Below are 18,855 nucleotides of genomic sequence, written 5' to 3'. Positions count from 1 at the left end.
ATTGTACAATTGGGCGCGCCTGCTGTACACGATGAGCTTAATATTCGAGCGAAAATGTTGTTTATTATGGCTTCTGATTCTCAAGCTTTGACTCTAATACCCCATATCGCTTTGGTAAACGCATTGTAAAGGCATTATTGGCTCTGACCTTTGCCCGTCATATTGGGCTGCTAGGCTACGGCAAAACTGGCCGATAATGATGGTGCTGCCGACCATGAGTACACTCTATTTACACCCGGACCGCCTATTACCCGCCGATGAGTCCACTCGAGCCATAGCTCGACGGTTGTACCAAGAAGTTGAAGGTCTTCCCATTATTAGCCCCCATGGTCATACCGATCCGGCCTGGTTTGCTGACAATGAGTATTTTCACAATCCTACGGAGTTGCTGATCAAGCCTGATCACTATGTGTTTCGGCTTTTATACAGTTTAGGGGTGTCCATGGCGGCACTGGGTTTGCCATGTAAAGCGGGTGAGATTGTAGAGCAAGACCCGCGTAAAATTTGGCGGTTATTTGCCCGCCATTACGCCGCGTTTAGGGGCACACCTACGCGCCTTTGGATGGATTATGTCTTCAGTAGCGTGTTTAACTTAACCCAGCTATTGAACGAAAACAGTGCCGATACCTACTACGAGCGTATTAATGAGCAGTTACACACTGAAGCCTTTCGCCCGCGCGCATTGATGGACCGCTTTAATATTGAATATTTGGCAACCACCGAGTCCCCGTTGGATGATTTGCGTCATCACCGAGCTATTCGGGGCAGCGATTGGTGCGGTGGTGTTATTACCACTTACCGCCCCGACCCTGTGGTGGACCCGGACTATGAAAACTTTGTCGACAACGTGATGGCACTAGGTGAATTGACCGGGGAAAACACAAGCAGTTGGGCGGGATACTTATCCGCATTGCGCCAACGGCGCGATTATTTTAAGACGTTCGGTGCAACCGCTACCGACCATGGCCATCCATCTGCCCAGACGTCCGATTTATCCCTTGATCAATGTCGTGCACTCTTTGCCAAAGTATTGGCTGGCAACCACACAACTGACGAGGCGGAAGTGTTTCGCGGTCAAATGCTCACCGAGATGGCAGCGATGAGCCTTGATGATGAGCTGGTGATGCAGCTTCATCCGGGTTCATTTCGCAATCATAACCCGCAGGTTTTTCGTGATTATGGGCGTGATAAGGGTGCTGATATACCTATTCAGGTCGAATACGTTAAGGCTTTGAAGCCTTTGTTGGATAAATACGGTAATGACCCGCGTTTATCCATGATCGTGTTTACGTTGGATGAGTCTGTCTATTCTCGTGAGCTGGCTCCATTGGCGGGTCACTACCCGGCCTTAAAGCTAGGGCCACCTTGGTGGTTTCACGATAGTCCAGAGGGGATGCGCCGGTTTCGCGAACAAGTAACCGAGACGGCGGGTTTCTATAATACCGTGGGCTTTAATGATGATACCCGCGCTTTTTTGTCGATTCCTGCGCGGCATGATGTGGCCCGCCGAATGGATTGCCATTTTTTAGCACGATTAGTCGCCGAGCATCGTTTGCCGGAGGGCGAGGCGCGTGATGTGGTTGTGGATTTAACCTACAACCTCGTAAAGAAAGCCTATAAGCTCAAATAGCAGAATTAATGAATCGTAAAGCCTTGATTCGCTCAAACCTAGTTATGTGAACTGGCGACGGTAACACCGCCATGAGTATTTGAGAAAATTCCGTAGTAAAAAATGGAAGCTTTAACCAGTACTTTTTAAGAATAAGTATAACCAGTAACGAGCATTCATATTCACTATAAGTCTTGGCTGCCATGACTTGCGCCTTCTATGTTTACAGCAGGGGTGACTAACGTCACTTTCTCCTACATTTGTTGCAGAGGGTAGCATTATGAGTACAGCACAACTAAGAGCCGCTCGTTTAACAGCCGTACCCTTGGGTATGTTGGCAACCATGGCGCTGTTGTTAATGATGGCCAGCTTAATTAAAACAGAGCTTGTCTTTGAACCTCAACCGGAAGCCGCTAAAATCGTCAATGTGATTATGCCCGAGGTGAAAACCATCGAGCCCAAATACCCTGAACTGGTGCGCCCCAAAGAGCCCGTCGTTGCTCCGCCCACTGACTTTGAAACCAGTGCTCCAGTAGTGAGCGATGTTTTTTCTCCTTACACAGTCAGCCCACCTGACAGTGTCGGTACCATCGGCCCTATTGAGATCGGTCAAGGTGACGATTTACTCCCCCGGATCAAGGTGGCTCCAAATTATCCCCGAGCAGCGGCCAGTCGCGGGATCGAGGGTGAAGTGGTCGTTTCATATATCGTGACCCGAAGCGGTGCAACACGAGACGTTCAGGTCGTGAGTGCTGTTCGTGCAGATGGCTCTCCCACCACCATTTTTAATCGTTCGGCAATTGCCGCTGCAGAGAAATTTAAATACAAACCCCGTGAAAATAATGGGATTGCCATCGAAGTGCACAATGTGCAAAACCGCTTCGTATTTGAGTTGGGCGATTAATGCCTGAGCCCTCACTTTGTGAGGGCGTCATTGTGTGATTGATTTTTTCGCTGCGATTCCCGCTCCCATCAATACACTTTAAACACCATATCGCCGGTTCTGACTGACAACCCATCGTTACTTTATATCGCCGTGACTGACGTAATTGGCGAAAGCTGGAGTCAGCAGTATTCTACGTTTCTTCGCGTGCGAGAATTAAAGGCTGAAATTTGGAGGCCTGGAACAAAACAAACTATATTGAATACAGGCATTAACTGAAAGGAGCGCAGTTATGGTTAATATGTACTAAAAGCACCGAGAGGTGGTCACAGTGATCCACAATAAAGAGTGGGGAGGGCAGGGGGCAAAGGTCTTGGTGGTAGACGACGAGGCTATCAATGTTGAGGTAGTAAAGTCTATTGTGCAAGACACATATGCTCTGTCGATTGCAAGTAGTGGTGAGGACGCGCTTGATCAGGCGCAACGGTTTGCCCCTGATGCCATCTTACTGGACGTTGTGCTAGGCGATATGACAGGCATTGACGTCTGTCGGACTCTAAAGCGCAATCCTCTCACCCAGTCAATTCCTGTATTATTTCTAACCAGCCTGGAGAGTCATACCAATGAGCAGATGTGTTGGGATGCGGGCGGTGTTGATTTTATTCTTAAACCGGTTAATCCCGATACCTTACTCAATCGATTACGGGTACACTTAACCTTAAGGTTTCAGTCGCAATACTTACAAAAACTCGCCTATATTGACGGTCTCACAGGCTTGTATAACCGACGCTATTTTGATGAGCAGATGCAGCGCCACTGGGAACAAGCTCAGCGCAATATGAGTGACATCAGTGTTTTAATGATCGATGTGGATTACTTTAAACGCTTTAACGATAGTATGGGGCATTTGGCGGGAGATGATTGCCTTAAAAGCATTGCCCATTCGCTCGATGAGGCCATCCAGCGGCCTCTGGATATAGCTTGCCGGTATGGAGGGGAAGAGTTTGCGATAATACTACCCGACTCCGACCTGACCGGCGCCAGTGAAGTGGCGCGCCGAGTGCAAGATTGTATTGAGCGCGAGCCGATAGTGCATCCAAAGTCGCCATGGCAGAGGGTGACGGTGAGTATCGGTATAACGACCAGCACAATGCCCAGTCAAGCCACTTACCAGCAACTATTGCAGGTCGCGGATCAACATCTCTATTGCGCTAAAGAGCAGGGGCGTAATAAAGTGTGCCACTTTGATAAAATCACGACATCGACGCCTACACCCAGTCTCCCCAAGGATTAATGGATGCAGCCCACAGCTCACAATCGAACCTTTATCTACAGTGTTATTGCTGTTTTTCTTGTATACGTGGGTATTGTGGGGGCACTCTATCAGTACTCTTACCAGTCAACACTCAAACATTTTCTCGCTCAGGGTCAGACTGACGTCAATGAAAAAGTAGCGGTTATTGAAAAAGCATTAAGTGATGCACGTTCGGAAGTGAATTTTGTGTCGGCATTGCCGCCAGTTCAGGGCATGATGCGCGCCGCTGGGGCCGGTGGAGTTGACCCTCATGATGGTACTCGGTATGACACTTGGGTAAGCCGGCTTAACACAATCTTCGAAGCTTTTTTGCACGCCAAACCCAGTGTCTCCCAGGTGCGGTACATTGGTTTTGCCGACAATGGCAGAGAGCTGGTAAGGGCCGAGCACCGGATGGGCGGAGTCGTGATAGTTGCTAAAGCAGGCTTGCAGGCAAAAGGTGACCGGTCTTATATGAGACTGGCTTCGTCATTGTCCTCTGAAGAGGTGGGGGTGACGCCGCTGGAGTTGAATCGAGAGTTTGGCAAAATTCAATACCCCGAGGTTCCGACATTTCGCACCGTTAAAACAATTTACGATACGCAAGGCAACGCATTCGGTGCAATTATCATTAATTATGATGCTCAGTATGTTTTTGACTTAATTGACTCCGTCGCCGATGGTGCTGATAGTTATCTGATGAATCATGAGGGGCATTACCTGCTCCACCCTAACCCTAATAAAGCATTCGCCTTTGAGCGCAATGCCGTGGCCAGCTGGCAGGAGGACTTTCAGCAAAATCTACCGGAATTGACGTGGCGAGAATTTGCGCGAGCTTATGATGGTAATGGCAATACAGTTTGGTATCTTGCGCAGCGAATTTTGTGGGATCAAACCCGTGATTCACAATACGTTTACCAGGTTTACCCTGTCTCTGATGCGACGGTCAGAGAGGCCGCACTGCTTAAGTTTTTGCGACTGGTAGGGGCGTCCAGTATATTATTGATGGTTGGTATAGCGATTGTTTTTTATTATCAACGTTCGCTATCGAGCCAGCGTCAAATCGCCGGTTTGCAGGTGCATTATAAAGCCATTGTGAACAGCACATTAGACAGCATTTTTTTGTTGAGCACAGAGGGACGAATACAGGAGTGCAACTCGGCTGTCGGGCGTTTATTTCTATGTGATGCTCAAAAATTACTAGATCAAAATTTTATTGAAAATTTTGTGGCAGAAGCGGATCAAGAGCTTTGTGCCGAGGCGCTGGCTTTGGCTCGAGTAGGGCACGCCGAGAGTCTTGATGAGGTTAGGCTGAAAAAGGGAACTGCAGACATTTTTTATGGCGCACTGTCTGTGGATGGTGTGCGCGATCTTAATGGTCGGGTGGTGGCCCTATGTTTAGTGGCGCGAGATGTAAGCGAGCAAATACAGACTCGTCATTTACTGCAAAAAAGCAATGACTCGCTCGAACAAAAGGTTGCCCAACGTACCGATCAATTGGAAGAGGCGCTAGCGCAGGCCAAACACTCAAACGAATCAAAAGGAATTTTCTTGGCTAATATGAGCCATGAAATTCGCACGCCTATTAATGGTGTTTACGGCATGCTAAACCTGCTGCGCCGCGATGGTTTGTCGCAAGCCCAGACTCGATACTTAACTATGGCCGAAGATAGTGTCAAGTCGCTCACTACATTGGTGAACGACATTTTGGACTTTTCCAAAATAGAAGCTAATAAGTTAGAGTTGGAAAAAATTGATTTTGACTTGGGCCGCATGTTGCAGTCGGTATTATCTACTTTCTCTGTGGCGTGTGATGAAAAATCGCTTATTTTGATTTGCGATACGTCCAATCTCACCGAGCGTCAGGTTAATTCAGACCCCAACCGATTGCGACAAATTTTAAATAATTTGATTAGCAATGCCGTTAAATTTACCCAGCAAGGTTACGTTCGGGTGGAGGTTTCAAGTGAGCAGCAAGGGGGGCGGGTGTTTGTCCGCTGCAGCGTGCAGGATACCGGCATGGGCATTTCGCCAGAGGTGCAAGATAAACTATTTAATCCATTTGAGCAGGGGGATACCTCCCGGGCGCGCAATTATGGGGGCACGGGGTTAGGTTTGTCTATTTGCTGGCGGCTTTGTCAATTGCTAGGAGGGGCGATAGAGCTAGACAGTGAACCTAATAAAGGCAGCGTTTTCCGGTTCCAAGTGGTGCTTGATGTCGGGAAGGCAGAGGTTTCGGCCTTGAAAGAAGTTAGAGGGGTGAAAGCGCTGTTGGGGTTGTCAGATCCTGTAGAGGCGGCGGCGGTCAAAGTAATGCTGCAAACTAACGGTGCTGAGGTATTACCACTGGCAACGTTTACCGAGTCACTCAGCCAAAAGGCATCGCAAGACTGTTCTGATATGGCCCTGTTGTTGGATCGTGTCACATTGGATGAAACAGCAGAGAAGCTTTCGGATTTCTTCCAATCTCTTTCTCCTGATCACCGTCCGTTACTTCTGTTGTGCGGCAATACCGAACCATTGGATGATCCGCTTTTATCTGCTTATACCGAGCGCTTGGCGCGCCCCTTGTTTGATGAGTATATGTGCGCTGTATTACAGCATTGGCGTAATCATCACAGTTTATTTTCCACCTCGGGCAAAACCTTGGTGGGGGAAAAGACCCCCGATATTCATTACCAGCCTGAAACTGTTCTGGTTGTGGATGATCACACCATTAACCAAGAAGTTATGCGCGGTTTATTGGAAGGGATGGGGCTGCTGGTGGCGATCGCTAAAGATGGCCAGGATGCACTGAAAATTCTCAAACAAAGTGGTGCAGATCGGGCAGTTGCGCTTGTATTTATGGATTGCCAGATGCCCATTATGAACGGCTATGATGCGACGCGCGCTATTCGCGATGGAGATTGTGGCGAGACGGTCGCCTCTATTCCAATTGTCGCGCTAACTGCCGGCGCGATGGATGGAGAGCGTCAGCGCTGTTTAGATGCCGGTATGAATGAATACTTGAGTAAGCCTATTAATGTTGAGGCACTTATTTATCAGCTGGACCAGTATCTTGAACGTGTTAAATGGCAACCTGTAAATGATAGCGATCTGCCAGCAGGGTCGGTACAGGATGAGTTGGTGGCTGGCGAGCCTGTACAAAACTTGTGGGATAAATCGGAGGCTTTGGCCCGGCTGTCGAACAGCGAGGCAATACTCACCAAAATCATCTCGATGTATGTAGCGTCATCGAATGAGAATGTCGAGCGTTTAATGACTGCAGTAACTGAGCTTGACCGAGCCTCTATTGGTCGCGAGGCGCATACTATAAAAGGCGTGGCTGCTAATTTAAGTGCAGAGCCATTAGTGGCAGTAGCGCGTCAGTTAGAACAGGGCGCAGAGTGCTTGCCCCAAGAAACCTTAGCGTCACTGGCCGAAAGACTCAACCATATTCAGCAACGGCTGTTGATCGACTTGCGTACTTATTTAGCCCAATCCAGTTAATGAGCAGTTCGGGGTTTGGTGGCTCTTAAATCTCGGCCACCTGGGGCATGCAGTGGCGTTTAATGACAGCCTCTTGGGTCAATCTCACCTATTTTTGCATAAAATTATGATTTTTGATCCAATTGCTTTTAATATTACGCAATAGGCTGCTTTTGGCGGCGTCGAGAATGATAGGAGCGGCCTCTGCCAAAGTCTGTATTGGGGCAGGGATAGCGATGATAAATCCAATCAAGTTAATACGTGTGGCGATCGCTGGGCTGGCAATGTTAAGTCTGTTGGCGAGTGCCGGTATGGCGACCGATGATGCTCAGGTGCAGGAGTATGTACTCTGGGTCGGTGCCAATGCTCCTGGTCGCGCCGATCACGAAGCAAATATTATTCGTCAGGCCTTGCAGCGCACCGCGGATGATTATGGCCCTTTTAAGTTGATTGTTTCCAGCGAAACGTCGATCTCAAAACATTGGCGCCAATTGCTCGCCCAGGGCGAGCGTATGCAAATTGCCCCCACTTCTTTAATGGACTTCCCTCCTGGGGAGATCACCTTAATTCCGGTGCCCATTGCCGGGGGTAAATTAGGGTATCGCAACTTGATAGTAAGTAAGCAGCGTTTGGCGGAGTTCCGCAAAGTGAAGAGCGCAGCCCACCTGTCACATTACACCGCAGGTCAGGGCAGTTCTTGGTTTGACACTTGGGTCTACGAGGCCAATAACCTGCCCATTATCGGAGCCCCTGAGCTAAGTGATCTGCTGATAATGCTGGCTCAAGGTAAGATCGATTACCTACCGCTGAGTGTGGATGAAACGCCAGATATATTGGCTGCCCACCCTAAGTTGGCCCGTGACTTGGTGGTCGTGCCTGACCTTTTTATTTACTACCCGCTGTCGAGCTTCCCGGTGGTGTCGAACCGCCACCCCGAGCTGATTGAGCGCCTGCGTATTGGTTTAGAGGCCATGCATGCCGATGGCAGCATCGGCGAAACTGGGCGCGATGCCATCAGTCAAGAAACACTTGCCAACTGCTCCGTCATTGCGCTGGAAAATCCCAGCCGATTGCTGCCGTTGCTTTAGGTTAGTGATCTAGAGCCTCGGGCATTACGGCTTAAGGATATTCTGTCTTCTATGTTTCGATTGCCGGTCGGCCGATAGTGGCTAGAAGGCCGCCGTCGAGGTAGACGATTTGCCCGGTGACAAAATTTGATGCTTTCGAGGCCAAAAATACTGCAGCACCCTGTAAGTCATCCGGGTCGCTCCAGTGGCCTGCCGGGGTGCGATTGAGGATGAATTCGTGCATTGGGTGGCCGTCGACCCGAATGGCCTCGGTTTGGACTGTGGCAAAATAACCGGGGCCAATGTCGTTGACTTGTACATTGTGTTTGGCCCATTCAGTAGCCATGGTGCGAGTTAACATTTTGAGCCCGCCCTTGGCGGCGACGTAAGCACCAACAGAGCTGCGGCCAAGCTCGCTCATCACCGAGCAAATGTTAATAATCTTACCGCCGCCGCATTCACCATAATTGGCGGCAACGGGTTTGGTGATGGTGAAGACTCCGGTCAGGTCGGTTTTAATCACACATTCCCAGTCATCGAACGCCATTTCTAATAGCGGTGTTGTTGACTAGAATATCAATCGGCCCGATCTCGCGTTCAATGGCGCCCACCGCATTATTCACCTGCGCTTCATCGGTGACATCAAGGCGGTAACCATGGGCGGTTATTCCTGCTGCGCGGTATTGCTCGACGTCGGCCTCTACTTCTCGCTGGATGAATGACCGTTTACGACCACTGTGGCGCCTGCTCGCCCCAGTCCCATCGCCATGGCTCCTCCCAGTCCGTGGGTTGCTCCGGTTACGAGGGCGATCTTACCCTGTAGTGAAAATAAGTCGGTAGGTATAATCAAACCTTTGGACGCTGTCAGGCTCCATTAATGTTCGTCGGCAAGGTTAAAGCGCTCGCGATTAAGCGCAATAGCACGCCGGGCCTCCGCCACGGCATCGGCTTCGATGGCGTCCAGCAATTGCCGAATCACGCGGCGCAGGTGTTCGCGCATCGCGGCGCGGGCAGCCTCAGGGTTGCGTTGTTCTAGTGCTATAAGAATGGCTTTGTGTTCATCAATGCGAGCTTCTCCGCCGGCTTGGTAAACTCGCTGCGCTACCGAGGTTGATACCGGTGCGCTATCGCGCAACGACCAAAGATGCCGGCACACCGATACAATAGCCGCATTTTTGGTGGCTCGTGCGATGACCCGGTGAAAATCCGCATCGGCAGTTTCTGAAAAAGTCGCCTCTTGATGGTTGTCGACAATGGTGTGGAGCGCTTGGCGTACCTCGGCCAGCTCCTGTTCGGTGATGTTTTTAGCCGCCAGTGCCGCGGCTTCACCTTCAAACACAATTCTGGCTTCGAGAATGTCAAAGGGGCTTAACTGGGGCGGAGTGCCGCCCAGTTCCAGTGGGTCGCTGTGGCGCACATAAACTCCAGAGCCTCCCCGAACTTCAACTAACCCTGCCAACTCAAGGGCAATAATGGCTTCGCGAATCGTGGGTCGACTGACCTCAAAGCGTTCGGCTAGTTTTCGTTCCGCCGGTAGTCGTGTGCCGGCCGTGTACTCGCCCTGGGCAATAGTCGCGGCAAGCTGTTGGGCGACACGTTGATAGAGGCGCCCGCCGGAAAAGTGCTCGGGTTTTAGCGTTGGGATCATAAGCAAGTAGACCGGAAACGGTGATTGTCCTCGGGATCTTACCAATAGAGGGGGAGTTGCTCAAGCCAATACTGTTATTTTGGTAAGGCCAAATATGGTGATGGACTTACCAGTTCAGGTGCTTGCGGTATGACGGTAGCACAGAAAGCGGCCGGTGCCTCGTCACTCAGCTAAGAGTGGTAATAAAGAAGGGGTGTATGTAAATAGCGATAAGGGGGTGGCGGCGAGCCAATAAAAATTGGTGTTGTGGTTGAAATAGGTGGCGCTGTGTTTATGAGGTATTTCACCGAGGGGCTGCCATAGTGCGACTCGCCGATACCATAAAGAGGTTGGAGTTTGTGTTTGGTTGTGTTGGTTGTTTTTTGGTGGGCTTGGTGAGGATAGGAGATATCGCTGAGGTCTGGTTGGTGGTCGCGTTTGCAGCAGCTCGCGTTGGTGTGCGTCATGTTTATGAGGTGGCAACTGTTCGTGCTTCTATATATAGGTAAACGCCTGGAGGTGGGTGTGGGGTTGCTAGCGGGCTAAGTGATCATTGAGGTGTGGCCTTTTGTTATGGATGTGCTCTGGGTGAGGTGTGGCAAAGAAGGGGGGGGGGGGCGCAATATTGCGTACCATCCGGAAAATCGCTTGCTTTTAAGAGGCTGGGCTGTAGAATGGCCGGCCCTGCGAAGGGTGGCTGGCAGCTTATAACAAGCTACTGCGCCACTGGTTAAAAAATTATCACTTTTTTCCAGATATTGGTTGACACATAGTCAACTGGTCATTAATATTGCGCCTCCATTTTGCACGGGCCCCGGTGGTCTTGCCGAAATGGATTGTTCTTTAAAGTAATTATTGGAGTTTGGTTCACATGCAGAATCAACGCATTCGGATTCGCCTGAAGGCTTTTGATCACAAGCTTATCGATTCTTCTACCCAGGAGATCGTTGAGACCGCTAAACGCACAGGCGCCCAAGTGCGCGGCCCTATTCCGTTGCCGACCCGTAAGGAGCGCTTCACTGTATTGGTCTCTCCGCACGTAAACAAAGATGCGCGCGATCAGTACGAGATTCGTACACACAAGCGTTTGCTCGATATTGTTGAGCCTACTGAAAAAACTGTAGATGCCCTGATGAAGCTAGATTTGGCTGCAGGCGTTGAGGTTCAGATTAGTCTCGGCTAAAAACTTGTAAATGTATGGTCGAATAAAACAATTTATTCGGCTTTGTGTAACGCTCTGAAATGGGCGGCCATAGCGGGTAAGAGCCCCGTACACTATAGAGGTTAGTAAAATGACGATTGGTATTGTCGGCCGCAAGAGCGGCATGACTCGTATATTTACCGATGATGGTGTTTCCATTCCCGTGTCTGTGATTGAGGTTTCTCCCAATCGCGTCACTCAGGTTAAGAATGCAGAAACCGACGGTTACGATGCTGTGCAAGTTACCGTAGGGTCTCGTCGTGCCTCCCGTGTTACCAAATCTGCTGCAGGTCACTTCGCCAAGTCTAATAATGAGGCTGGTCGTGGTTTGTGGGAGTTGCGTAACAACTCTCAAGAAAGTTTCGATGCTGGTAGTGAGCTAACTGTGGCTGCTTTTGAAGCAGGTCAGATAGTTGACGTCACCGGCCAATCCAAGGGTAAAGGTTTTCAGGGCGGTGTTAAGCGCTGGAACTTTAGCATGCAAGATGCTACCCATGGTAACTCGTTGTCTCACCGTGCTCCCGGTTCTATTGGTCAATGTCAGACTCCGGGCCGCGTCTTCAAGGGCAAGAAAATGGCTGGCCACATGGGCGCTGAGCGTGTAACCGTTCAGAACCTGGAAGTGGTTCGCGTTGATGCCGAACGTAATCTGCTGTTGGTCAAAGGTGCCATCCCCGGTGCTCCGGGTGGTGACGTGATCGTGCGTCCAGCAGTTAAAGCGCGCAACAACGCCTAATTGTCCGAGGGGAATCGACCATGGAATTAAATATTGTTACTCCCGGCGGCTCCAACGGTACCTTGAAAGTATCCGAGGTGGCCTTCGGTAAAGAGTTTAATCAAGACTTAGTGCATCAAGCGGTCGTCGCTTATATGGCGGGTAGTCGTCAGGGTACTAAGGCGCAAAAATCACGTTCAGAGGTGTCTGGTGGCGGTAAGAAGCCATGGCGCCAAAAAGGTACTGGCCGCGCTCGTGCTGGTACTATTCGAAGCCCTATTTGGCGTGCAGGTGGTACTACTTTCGCTGCTAAGCCACGTAGCTTCGAGCAAAAGCTGAACAAGAAAATGTACCGTGCAGCATTGCGTTGCATTCTGTCTGAGTTGTACCGTCAGGAGCGTCTGGTGGTGGTTGAGGAGTTCGATATTGAAGCTCCAAAAACTAAAGCTCTGGTACAAAAGCTGGGTCAGTACGGTTTGTCTGAAGCCTTGGTGATTACCGAGGAAGTAAGCGAGGCTCTGTATCTGTCTTCACGCAACTTGCATAAAGTTGATGTGCGTGACGTTGCAGGCATCGATCCGGTAAGCCTGATTCGCTTTGACAAAGTTGTAGTGACTGTGTCTGCGATGAAGAAATTCGAGGAGATCCTGGGATGAATCAAGAGCGAATTTATAAAGTCTTGTTAGGCCCAGTGGTTTCTGAAAAAGCCGCAATCGTGGGCGAAATGGGTAATCAAGTGGTATTTAAAGTTGCCGCTGATGCCACCAAGCTGGAAGTGAAGGCTGCTGTTCAAGCTTTGTTTGATGCAAAAGTTGAGCAAGTCCGCATCCTGAATGTTAAAGGCAAAACCAAGCGTACACGCTACGGTCTCGGCAAGCGCAGTGACTGGAAAAAAGCTTACGTGCGCCTTGAGCAAGGTCAAGACATCGACTTTGCGGTAGCTGAGTAAGGGGATTGTTGCAATGGCTATTGTAAAACGTAAACCAACCTCGCCCGGTCGCCGCTTTGTAGTAAGCGTCGTGAATCCGGATCTGCACAAAGGTGCGCCATATGCCCCTTTGTTGGAGAAGCAATCTCGCAATGGCGGTCGTAATAACGCTGGTCGTATCACCACTCGTCACGTTGGTGGTGGTCACAAGCAGCACTATCGACTGATCGATTTTCGTCGCAATAAAGACGGAATTCCAGCGACTGTTGAGCGTATCGAATACGATCCAAACCGCACTGCATATATTGCACTGGTTTGTTATGCCGATGGTGAGCGTCGTTATATTATCGCTCCCAAAGGTTTGAAAGCTGGCGATAAAATTGAATCTGGTGATGCTGCTTCTATTAAAGCGGGCAACACCTTGCCACTGCGCAACCTGCCTTTGGGTAGTGTTGTTCACTGTGTGGAGCTTAAGCCTGGTAAAGGTGCTCAGCTGGCGCGTTCAGCAGGCACATCTGCCAACTTAGTGGCTCGTGACGGTGCTTACGCAACTTTGCGTCTGCGCAGCGGTGAAACTCGTCGCGTTCTGTCTGAGTGTCGTGCAACTCTGGGTGAAGTATCCAACAGTGAGCACAGCTTGCGCTCTCTGGGTAAAGCAGGTGCCAAGCGCTGGCGCGGTGTACGCCCAACTGTTCGCGGTGTTGCTATGAACCCGGTTGATCACCCGCATGGTGGTGGTGAAGGTCGTACCTCTGGTGGCCGTCACCCAATTTCACCTTGGGGTACTCCAACTAAGGGTTATAAGACACGCAAGAACAAGCGTACCGATAAGATGATTGTTCGTCGTCGCGACAAGCGCTAATTGACGACCTAACAACCAAAAGAGGAAGCAACAGTGCCACGTTCACTGAAGAAAGGTCCTTTTATCGATCTTCACCTGATTAAGAAGGTCGAAGCAGCGATCGAAGCAAACGATCGTCGTCCGATCAAAACCTGGTCTCGCCGCTCCATGATTCTTCCGGAGATGGTTGGCTTGACTCTGGCGGTACATAACGGACGTCAACACGTGCCAGTCCTGATCAACGAAGAGATGGTTGGGCACAAACTGGGCGAGTTTGCAGCGACCCGCACGTATCGCGGTCATATTGCAGACAAGAAAGCTAAAAAGCGCTAAGCGCTAGTGCCTAACGAGGTTTAACGATGGAAGTAGCAGCAAAATTAAGCGGTGCTCGTCTGTCGGCGCAAAAAGCGCGTTTGGTTGCAGATCAAATTCGCGGAAAAAGCGTTGAAGACGCCCTTGATATTCTGGCTTTTAGTCCGAAAAAGGGCGCTGCGATAGTGAAAAAAGTGCTTGAGTCTGCAATTGCAAACGCAGAGCACAATGAAGGTGCTGATATTGATGAGTTGAAAGTGTCCACGATTTTTGTGGATGAGGGCATGACGATGAAACGCATCATGCCTCGCGCTAAAGGTCGTGCTGACCGCATTCTGAAGCGCACTTGTCATATCACCGTAAAAGTAGCCGATCAGTAAGAGAGTAGGCGTTATGGGTCAGAAAGTACATCCGACAGGTATTCGTCTGGGTATTGTCAAAAGCCATACCTCTACTTGGTATGCTGGCAGCGATGAATACGCAGACAAGCTCAACAACGACTTGGAAGTGCGCTCGTACATCCAAGACAAACTGGCAAACGCATCTGTTAGCCGTGTTGACATCGAGCGTCCGGCTAACACCGCACGCATCACCATTCACACTGCCCGTCCAGGTATTGTGATTGGTAAGAAAGGTGAAGATGTTGATCGTCTGCGTGCTGAAATCAGCCAGAAGATGGGCGTGCCTGTTCACATTAATATTGAAGAGATTCGCAAACCTGATCTGGATGCGGCTTTGGTCGCCCAGGGTGTTGCCCAGCAGCTAGAACGTCGTGTGATGTTCCGTCGTGCCATGAAGCGCGCGGTACAAAATGCCATGCGTCAAGGTGCTGAAGGTATCAAAATTCAGGTTGGTGGCCGTCTTGGTGGTGCCGAGATTGCCCGTACCGAATGGTATCGAGAAGGTCGAGTACCTTTGCACACATTGCGTGCAGACATCGACTACAACACCGCAGAGGCGTCAACTACCTACGGGATTATTGGCGTTAAAGTTTGGATTTTCAAAGGCGAAGTTATCGGTGATGTTGAGCCGGAAACTGCACCTAAGAAAAAAGGCTCAAAGTCTAAGTAAGGGGTACGCAAGATGCTGCAACCGAAGCGTACGAAGTTTCGCAAGCAACAGAAAGGCCGCAACCGCGGTTTGGCCCATCGCGGCTCCAAAGTTAGCTTTGGCGACTTTGGATTAAAAGCGACTGGTCGCGGTCGTATTACAGCACGTCAGATCGAAGCGGCCCGTCGTGCTATGACTCGTCACATTAAACGTGGCGGTAAAATTTGGATCCGAGTATTCCCGGACAAGCCAATTACCGAAAAGCCTTTGGAAGTACGTCAAGGTAAAGGTAAGGGTAACGTCGAATACTGGGTGGCACAAATTTGCCCTGGCAAAGTCCTGTACGAAATGGACGGTGTTAGCGAAGAGCTGGCTCGCGAAGCATTCGCGCTGGCTGCGGCAAAGTTGCCAATTTCTACAACATTCGTTAAACGTTCGGTGATGTGATGAAAGCTTCAGAACTCCGGGAAAAATCCGTTGAAGAGCTGAACAGCGAGTTGCTTTCCCAGCTTAAGGAACAGTTTAAGTTGCGTATGCAGGCTTCAACTGGCCAGCTGAGTCAGACTCACTTGTTGTCGCAAACTCGTAAAGATATTGCTCGCATCAAAACGGCGCTTAGACAAAAGGCAGGTAATTAACGATGGCTCAGACTGAAAAACTGGCTCGTACACTGACTGGTAAAGTTGTCAGCGACAAGATGGATAAAACCATCTCAGTATTGATCGAGCGTCGTGTTAAGCACCCGATTTACGGCAAGTACGTGAGTAAGTCATCTAAGCTAAAAGCACATGACGAAAACAATGAGTCCAAGATGGGCGATACCGTGACAATTGCTGAGTCACGTCCGCTATCGAAAAGCAAGTCATGGGCTTTAGTAAAAATTGAAGAGCGCGCAACTGAAATCTAACGATTTCGTGCGACATAGATTAGTTTCGGAGACGGACGATGATTCAAACAGAATCCTACTTAGATGTAGCTGATAACAGTGGCGCACGCCGCGTTCAGTGCATCAAGGTGCTTGGCGGCTCCCACCGTCGTTACGCAGCCGTGGGCGACATCATCAAAGTTACTGTAAAGGAAGCAATTCCTCGCGGTAAGGTGAAGAAAGGCCAGGTTATGAATGCGGTTGTTGTGCGCACCAAGCATGGTGTGCGTCGTCAGGACGGTTCATTGATCAAGTTCGACGACAACGCTGCGGTGCTGCTGAACAACCAGGATGCTCCGGTTGGTACGCGTATTTTCGGACCCGTAACTCGTGAGTTGCGTGGCGAGAAATTTATGAAAATCATTTCTCTGGCACCTGAAGTGCTTTAAGCACTTGGCGGAGACTCGAGGGCAGACAAATGCGTAAAATTAAACGTGATGACGAAGTGATTGTTATCGCCGGTCGCGACAAAGGCAAACGTGGCAAGGTTGTTCGCGTACTGTCAGATGAAAAGCTGATCGTATCCGGTATCAATCTCGTCAAAAAACACCAGAAGCCTAACCCGCAGTTAGGGGTAGCTGGTGGTATTGTTGAGAAAGAAGCCGCTATTAATGTTTCCAATGTGGCCATTTTTAATGCCGCTACTGGAAAAGCTGATCGTGTGGGCTTCAAGGTTGAAGGCGAAAAGAAAGTTCGCGTCTTCAAATCCACTGGCGAAGCCGTAGGGGCGTAAGTGACATGGCTAGGCTGAAAAAAATATATAGCAAAGAAATCGCTCCCAAACTGAAAGAAGATTTGGGTTTGGCGAACGTAATGGAAGTTCCTCGCATCACCAAGATCACCATTAACATGGGTGTTGGTGAAGCTGTGGGCGACAAGAAAGTGCTTGAGCACGCTGTAGCTGACCTGGAGAAAATCGCCGGTCAGAAGGTTGTTGTAACCAAGGCGCGCAAGTCTATCGCAGGTTTTAAAATCCGTGATAACTGGCCAATTGGTTGTAAAGTAACCCTGCGTCAAGATCGCATGTACGAGTTTCTGGATCGTTTAATCTCGATCTCTATTCCTCGTATTCGTGACTTCCGCGGTATTAGCCCTAAGCAGTTTGACGGTCGCGGTAACTTCTCGATGGGTGTGACTGAGCAAATTATCTTCCCGGAAATCGAATACGATAAAGTCGATAAAATCCGTGGTTTGGATATTTGTATCACCACAAGTGCACGCAATGACGAAGAAGGTCGCGCTTTGTTGAAAGCGTTCAACTTCCCGTTCAAAGGCTAAGGGTAGAGACATGGCTAAAAAATCTATGATCGCACGCGAAGCGAAACGAACTAAAGCTGCTGCTAAGTTCGCTGCTAAGCGCGCCGAATTAAAGGCGATTATTTCCAGCCCTGCTTCATCTGAAGAACAAGTATGGGAAGCACAAACCAAACTGCAACAACTGCCTCGTGATGCAAGTCCATCTCGTGGTCGTAACCGCTGTCGCGTGACTGGTCGTCCGCACGGCGTTTATCGTAAGTTTGGTCTTTGCCGTCACAAGCTGCGTGAAGCAGCGATGCGCGGCGATGTCCCGGGCCTGGTCAAGGCGAGCTGGTAAGCTCTGGCCCATATATAGGAGCAGATTCAGATGAGTATGCAAGATCCGTTAGCAGATATGCTGACCCGCATTCGTAATGCGCTGCAAGTTGGTAAGACTGACGTAGCTATTCCATCTTCTAAACTGAAGATTAACGTGGCCAAAGTGCTACAGGAAGAAGGCTATATCAGCGGTTATTCTGTCAGTGAAGGCGCTAAGCCAGACCTGATCGTTGAGCTGAAATATTTTGAAGGCAAACCTGTCATTGCGGAACTCGACCGCGTGAGTCGTCCTGGTTTGCGCAATTACGCTGGTAAAACCGAGTTGCCGAGTGTTCGCAACGGCCTTGGTGTTGCCATCGTTTCGACTAGTCAAGGTGTAATGACTGATCGTGCTGCCCGCGCCGCTGGCGTTGGTGGTGAAGTCCTCTGCACAGTATTCTAACGGGAAGAATCATGTCACGAGTTGCAAACAGTCCGGTTGAAGTACCCGCTGCAGTTAAGGTCACCCTTGATGGGCAAGAGCTTAGCTTAAAAGGCAGCAATGGTACGTTGGCTCTGACCGTTCACGAAGCAGTTGAAATAAAGCAGGAAGAAAACGTTCTGCAATTCGCTGCTCGCGATGGTGGTGCCAAGCAGGAATCGATCGCTTTAGCAGGCACAATGCGTGCTCTGGTAAACAACATGGTTAAAGGCGTTTCTGTAGGTTTCGAAAAGAAACTGCAGTTAGTCGGTGTTGGTTATCGTGCAAAAGCATCGGGCAAATCTGTAAACCTGTCTTTGGGTTTCTCTAACCCTGTTGACTATACCCTCCCTGAGGGCGTAACAGCGGAAACTCCAAGCCAGACCGATATCGTACTTAAGAGCGCTGATAATCAGTTGCTCGGTCAGGTAGCCGCGGAAATCCGCGCGCTTCGTCCACCAGAGCCTTATAAAGGTAAAGGTGTACGCTTTGCTGACGAACAAGTACGTCGTAAAGAAGCTAAGAAGAAGTAAGGGCTAGGTTATGAGCGATAAGAAGCAATCTCGTCTTCGCCGTGCACGCCGTGCCCGTGCCAAGATCCGTCAGTTAGGCGAAACTCGTCTGGCCGTTCACCGCACGCCACGTCATATTTATGCACAAATTATTGCCCAGGATGGTGCGAGTGTTTTAGCAAGCGCATCCACACTGGACAAGTCACTGCGCAGTGGCGCTACTGGTAATGCAGATGCCGCTAAGGCCGTTGGCGAGTTAATCGCCGAGCGTGCCAAAGCCGCCGGTATTACTAACGTGGCCTTTGATCGTAGTGGTTTCAAATACCACGGTCGCGTAAAGGCATTGGCTGATGCCGCGCGTGAAGCTGGACTGGAATTCTAAGGGTAA

General features: G+C 49.9%; 24 protein-coding genes and 1 pseudogene. 23 read left to right on the top strand and 2 right to left on the bottom strand.

Annotation, left to right across the window (positions count from 1 at the left end; all coding sequences use genetic code 11):
- Nucleotides 1-214: 214 nt before the first annotated feature.
- The 5 genes from uxaC (at nt 215) to Q4563_RS13880 (ending at nt 8,342) form a co-directional block, all read left to right on the top strand.
- A complete protein-coding gene (gene uxaC / locus Q4563_RS13900; protein ID WP_303604870.1) occupies nt 215-1,630 on the top strand; it encodes a glucuronate isomerase in 1,416 nt (471 codons plus the stop codon).
- Between the two features lie 259 nt (nt 1,631-1,889).
- Nucleotides 1,890-2,513, top strand: a complete 624-nt coding sequence (locus Q4563_RS13895; protein ID WP_303604869.1) for an energy transducer TonB — start codon at nt 1,890-1,892, stop codon at nt 2,511-2,513.
- A 310-nt stretch (nt 2,514-2,823) separates the two neighbouring features.
- The gene (locus tag Q4563_RS13890) at nt 2,824-3,786 is read left to right on the top strand and encodes a GGDEF domain-containing response regulator (protein ID WP_215975685.1); all 963 of its coding nucleotides are present in this window, start codon (nt 2,824-2,826) and stop codon (nt 3,784-3,786) included.
- Nucleotides 3,787-3,789: 3 nt separating this feature from the next.
- Nucleotides 3,790-7,275 carry an ATP-binding protein gene (locus tag Q4563_RS13885; RefSeq protein WP_303604868.1) on the top strand — a complete coding sequence of 1,162 codons (3,486 nt, stop codon included), beginning with the start codon at nt 3,790-3,792 and terminating at the stop codon, nt 7,273-7,275.
- Between the two features lie 215 nt (nt 7,276-7,490).
- Nucleotides 7,491-8,342 (top strand): transporter substrate-binding domain-containing protein, encoded by an 852-nt coding sequence (locus Q4563_RS13880; RefSeq protein WP_215975683.1) that lies wholly within the window; start codon nt 7,491-7,493, stop codon nt 8,340-8,342.
- A gap of 49 nt (nt 8,343-8,391) precedes the next feature.
- Here Q4563_RS13880 and Q4563_RS13875 read toward each other — a convergent pair.
- Both Q4563_RS13875 and Q4563_RS13870 read right to left on the bottom strand, forming a co-directional pair.
- Nucleotides 8,392-9,165: pseudogene (locus tag Q4563_RS13875) on the bottom strand (SDR family oxidoreductase).
- Nucleotides 9,166-9,195: 30 nt separating this feature from the next.
- Nucleotides 9,196-9,969, bottom strand: coding sequence for a FadR/GntR family transcriptional regulator (locus tag Q4563_RS13870; RefSeq protein WP_303604867.1), 774 nt, complete (start codon nt 9,967-9,969; stop codon nt 9,196-9,198).
- Between the two features lie 850 nt (nt 9,970-10,819).
- Here Q4563_RS13870 and rpsJ point away from each other — a divergent pair.
- The 18 genes from rpsJ (at nt 10,820) to rplR (ending at nt 18,849) form a co-directional block, all read left to right on the top strand.
- On the top strand, nt 10,820-11,131 hold the full coding sequence (gene rpsJ, locus Q4563_RS13865; protein ID WP_215975681.1) for a 30S ribosomal protein S10: 312 nt from the start codon (nt 10,820-10,822) through the stop codon (nt 11,129-11,131).
- 109 nt (nt 11,132-11,240) lie between these two features.
- The gene (rplC, locus tag Q4563_RS13860; protein WP_215975680.1) at nt 11,241-11,885 is read left to right on the top strand and encodes a 50S ribosomal protein L3; all 645 of its coding nucleotides are present in this window, start codon (nt 11,241-11,243) and stop codon (nt 11,883-11,885) included.
- A 20-nt stretch (nt 11,886-11,905) separates the two neighbouring features.
- Nucleotides 11,906-12,520 (top strand): 50S ribosomal protein L4, encoded by a 615-nt coding sequence (rplD, locus tag Q4563_RS13855; protein ID WP_215975679.1) that lies wholly within the window; start codon nt 11,906-11,908, stop codon nt 12,518-12,520.
- Nucleotides 12,517-12,813 (top strand): 50S ribosomal protein L23, encoded by a 297-nt coding sequence (gene rplW, locus Q4563_RS13850; RefSeq protein ID WP_215975678.1) that lies wholly within the window; start codon nt 12,517-12,519, stop codon nt 12,811-12,813. The genes rplD and rplW overlap by 4 nt, the downstream gene beginning before the upstream one ends.
- A 13-nt stretch (nt 12,814-12,826) precedes the next feature.
- On the top strand, nt 12,827-13,654 hold the full coding sequence (gene rplB, locus Q4563_RS13845) for a 50S ribosomal protein L2 (protein WP_215975677.1): 828 nt from the start codon (nt 12,827-12,829) through the stop codon (nt 13,652-13,654).
- Between the two features lie 33 nt (nt 13,655-13,687).
- The gene (rpsS, locus tag Q4563_RS13840; protein WP_215975676.1) at nt 13,688-13,966 is read left to right on the top strand and encodes a 30S ribosomal protein S19; all 279 of its coding nucleotides are present in this window, start codon (nt 13,688-13,690) and stop codon (nt 13,964-13,966) included.
- Between the two features lie 26 nt (nt 13,967-13,992).
- Nucleotides 13,993-14,325: a 50S ribosomal protein L22 gene (rplV, locus tag Q4563_RS13835; RefSeq protein WP_215975675.1), complete on the top strand. Its 333-nt coding sequence runs from the start codon at nt 13,993-13,995 to the stop codon at nt 14,323-14,325.
- Between the two features lie 13 nt (nt 14,326-14,338).
- Nucleotides 14,339-15,016 carry a 30S ribosomal protein S3 gene (rpsC, locus tag Q4563_RS13830; protein ID WP_215975674.1) on the top strand — a complete coding sequence of 226 codons (678 nt, stop codon included), beginning with the start codon at nt 14,339-14,341 and terminating at the stop codon, nt 15,014-15,016.
- 12 nt (nt 15,017-15,028) lie between these two features.
- A complete protein-coding gene (gene rplP, locus Q4563_RS13825; RefSeq protein ID WP_215975673.1) occupies nt 15,029-15,442 on the top strand; it encodes a 50S ribosomal protein L16 in 414 nt (137 codons plus the stop codon).
- Nucleotides 15,442-15,633: a 50S ribosomal protein L29 gene (gene rpmC, locus Q4563_RS13820; protein ID WP_215975672.1), complete on the top strand. Its 192-nt coding sequence runs from the start codon at nt 15,442-15,444 to the stop codon at nt 15,631-15,633. The genes rplP and rpmC overlap by 1 nt, the downstream gene beginning before the upstream one ends.
- Before the next feature lie 2 nt (nt 15,634-15,635).
- A complete protein-coding gene (gene rpsQ, locus Q4563_RS13815; RefSeq protein WP_215975671.1) occupies nt 15,636-15,902 on the top strand; it encodes a 30S ribosomal protein S17 in 267 nt (88 codons plus the stop codon).
- A gap of 38 nt (nt 15,903-15,940) precedes the next feature.
- On the top strand, nt 15,941-16,309 hold the full coding sequence (rplN, locus tag Q4563_RS13810) for a 50S ribosomal protein L14 (protein WP_215975670.1): 369 nt from the start codon (nt 15,941-15,943) through the stop codon (nt 16,307-16,309).
- A gap of 29 nt (nt 16,310-16,338) precedes the next feature.
- The gene (gene rplX / locus Q4563_RS13805) at nt 16,339-16,653 is read left to right on the top strand and encodes a 50S ribosomal protein L24 (RefSeq protein ID WP_303604866.1); all 315 of its coding nucleotides are present in this window, start codon (nt 16,339-16,341) and stop codon (nt 16,651-16,653) included.
- A gap of 5 nt (nt 16,654-16,658) precedes the next feature.
- Nucleotides 16,659-17,198, top strand: a complete 540-nt coding sequence (gene rplE, locus Q4563_RS13800; RefSeq protein ID WP_215975668.1) for a 50S ribosomal protein L5 — start codon at nt 16,659-16,661, stop codon at nt 17,196-17,198.
- 10 nt (nt 17,199-17,208) lie between these two features.
- On the top strand, nt 17,209-17,514 hold the full coding sequence (rpsN, locus tag Q4563_RS13795; protein ID WP_215975667.1) for a 30S ribosomal protein S14: 306 nt from the start codon (nt 17,209-17,211) through the stop codon (nt 17,512-17,514).
- Between the two features lie 30 nt (nt 17,515-17,544).
- Nucleotides 17,545-17,937, top strand: a complete 393-nt coding sequence (gene rpsH, locus Q4563_RS13790; protein ID WP_215975666.1) for a 30S ribosomal protein S8 — start codon at nt 17,545-17,547, stop codon at nt 17,935-17,937.
- A gap of 11 nt (nt 17,938-17,948) precedes the next feature.
- The gene (gene rplF / locus Q4563_RS13785) at nt 17,949-18,488 is read left to right on the top strand and encodes a 50S ribosomal protein L6 (protein WP_215975665.1); all 540 of its coding nucleotides are present in this window, start codon (nt 17,949-17,951) and stop codon (nt 18,486-18,488) included.
- Nucleotides 18,489-18,498: 10 nt separating this feature from the next.
- On the top strand, nt 18,499-18,849 hold the full coding sequence (gene rplR, locus Q4563_RS13780; protein WP_215975664.1) for a 50S ribosomal protein L18: 351 nt from the start codon (nt 18,499-18,501) through the stop codon (nt 18,847-18,849).
- Nucleotides 18,850-18,855: the final 6 nt, after the last annotated feature.

The sequence above is a fragment of the Gilvimarinus sp. 1_MG-2023 genome (assembly GCF_030548285.1).
This window is presented reverse-complemented; position numbering and strand designations above follow the sequence as displayed.

Coding starts and splice junctions, on each gene's coding strand:
- uxaC (WP_303604870.1), top strand. CDS start 215: ATGAGTACACTCTATTTACACCCGGACCGCCTATTACCCGCCGATGAG.
- Q4563_RS13895 (WP_303604869.1), top strand. CDS start 1,890: ATGAGTACAGCACAACTAAGAGCCGCTCGTTTAACAGCCGTACCCTTG.
- Q4563_RS13885 (WP_303604868.1), top strand. CDS start 3,790: ATGCAGCCCACAGCTCACAATCGAACCTTTATCTACAGTGTTATTGCT.
- Q4563_RS13880 (WP_215975683.1), top strand. CDS start 7,491: ATGATAAATCCAATCAAGTTAATACGTGTGGCGATCGCTGGGCTGGCA.
- Q4563_RS13870 (WP_303604867.1), bottom strand. CDS start 9,969: ATGATCCCAACGCTAAAACCCGAGCACTTTTCCGGCGGGCGCCTCTAT.
- rpsJ (WP_215975681.1), top strand. CDS start 10,820: ATGCAGAATCAACGCATTCGGATTCGCCTGAAGGCTTTTGATCACAAG.
- rplC (WP_215975680.1), top strand. CDS start 11,241: ATGACGATTGGTATTGTCGGCCGCAAGAGCGGCATGACTCGTATATTT.
- rplD (WP_215975679.1), top strand. CDS start 11,906: ATGGAATTAAATATTGTTACTCCCGGCGGCTCCAACGGTACCTTGAAA.
- rplW (WP_215975678.1), top strand. CDS start 12,517: ATGAATCAAGAGCGAATTTATAAAGTCTTGTTAGGCCCAGTGGTTTCT.
- rplB (WP_215975677.1), top strand. CDS start 12,827: ATGGCTATTGTAAAACGTAAACCAACCTCGCCCGGTCGCCGCTTTGTA.
- rplV (WP_215975675.1), top strand. CDS start 13,993: ATGGAAGTAGCAGCAAAATTAAGCGGTGCTCGTCTGTCGGCGCAAAAA.
- rpsC (WP_215975674.1), top strand. CDS start 14,339: ATGGGTCAGAAAGTACATCCGACAGGTATTCGTCTGGGTATTGTCAAA.
- rplP (WP_215975673.1), top strand. CDS start 15,029: ATGCTGCAACCGAAGCGTACGAAGTTTCGCAAGCAACAGAAAGGCCGC.
- rpmC (WP_215975672.1), top strand. CDS start 15,442: ATGAAAGCTTCAGAACTCCGGGAAAAATCCGTTGAAGAGCTGAACAGC.
- rpsQ (WP_215975671.1), top strand. CDS start 15,636: ATGGCTCAGACTGAAAAACTGGCTCGTACACTGACTGGTAAAGTTGTC.
- rplN (WP_215975670.1), top strand. CDS start 15,941: ATGATTCAAACAGAATCCTACTTAGATGTAGCTGATAACAGTGGCGCA.
- rplX (WP_303604866.1), top strand. CDS start 16,339: ATGCGTAAAATTAAACGTGATGACGAAGTGATTGTTATCGCCGGTCGC.
- rplE (WP_215975668.1), top strand. CDS start 16,659: ATGGCTAGGCTGAAAAAAATATATAGCAAAGAAATCGCTCCCAAACTG.
- rpsN (WP_215975667.1), top strand. CDS start 17,209: ATGGCTAAAAAATCTATGATCGCACGCGAAGCGAAACGAACTAAAGCT.
- rpsH (WP_215975666.1), top strand. CDS start 17,545: ATGAGTATGCAAGATCCGTTAGCAGATATGCTGACCCGCATTCGTAAT.
- rplF (WP_215975665.1), top strand. CDS start 17,949: ATGTCACGAGTTGCAAACAGTCCGGTTGAAGTACCCGCTGCAGTTAAG.
- rplR (WP_215975664.1), top strand. CDS start 18,499: ATGAGCGATAAGAAGCAATCTCGTCTTCGCCGTGCACGCCGTGCCCGT.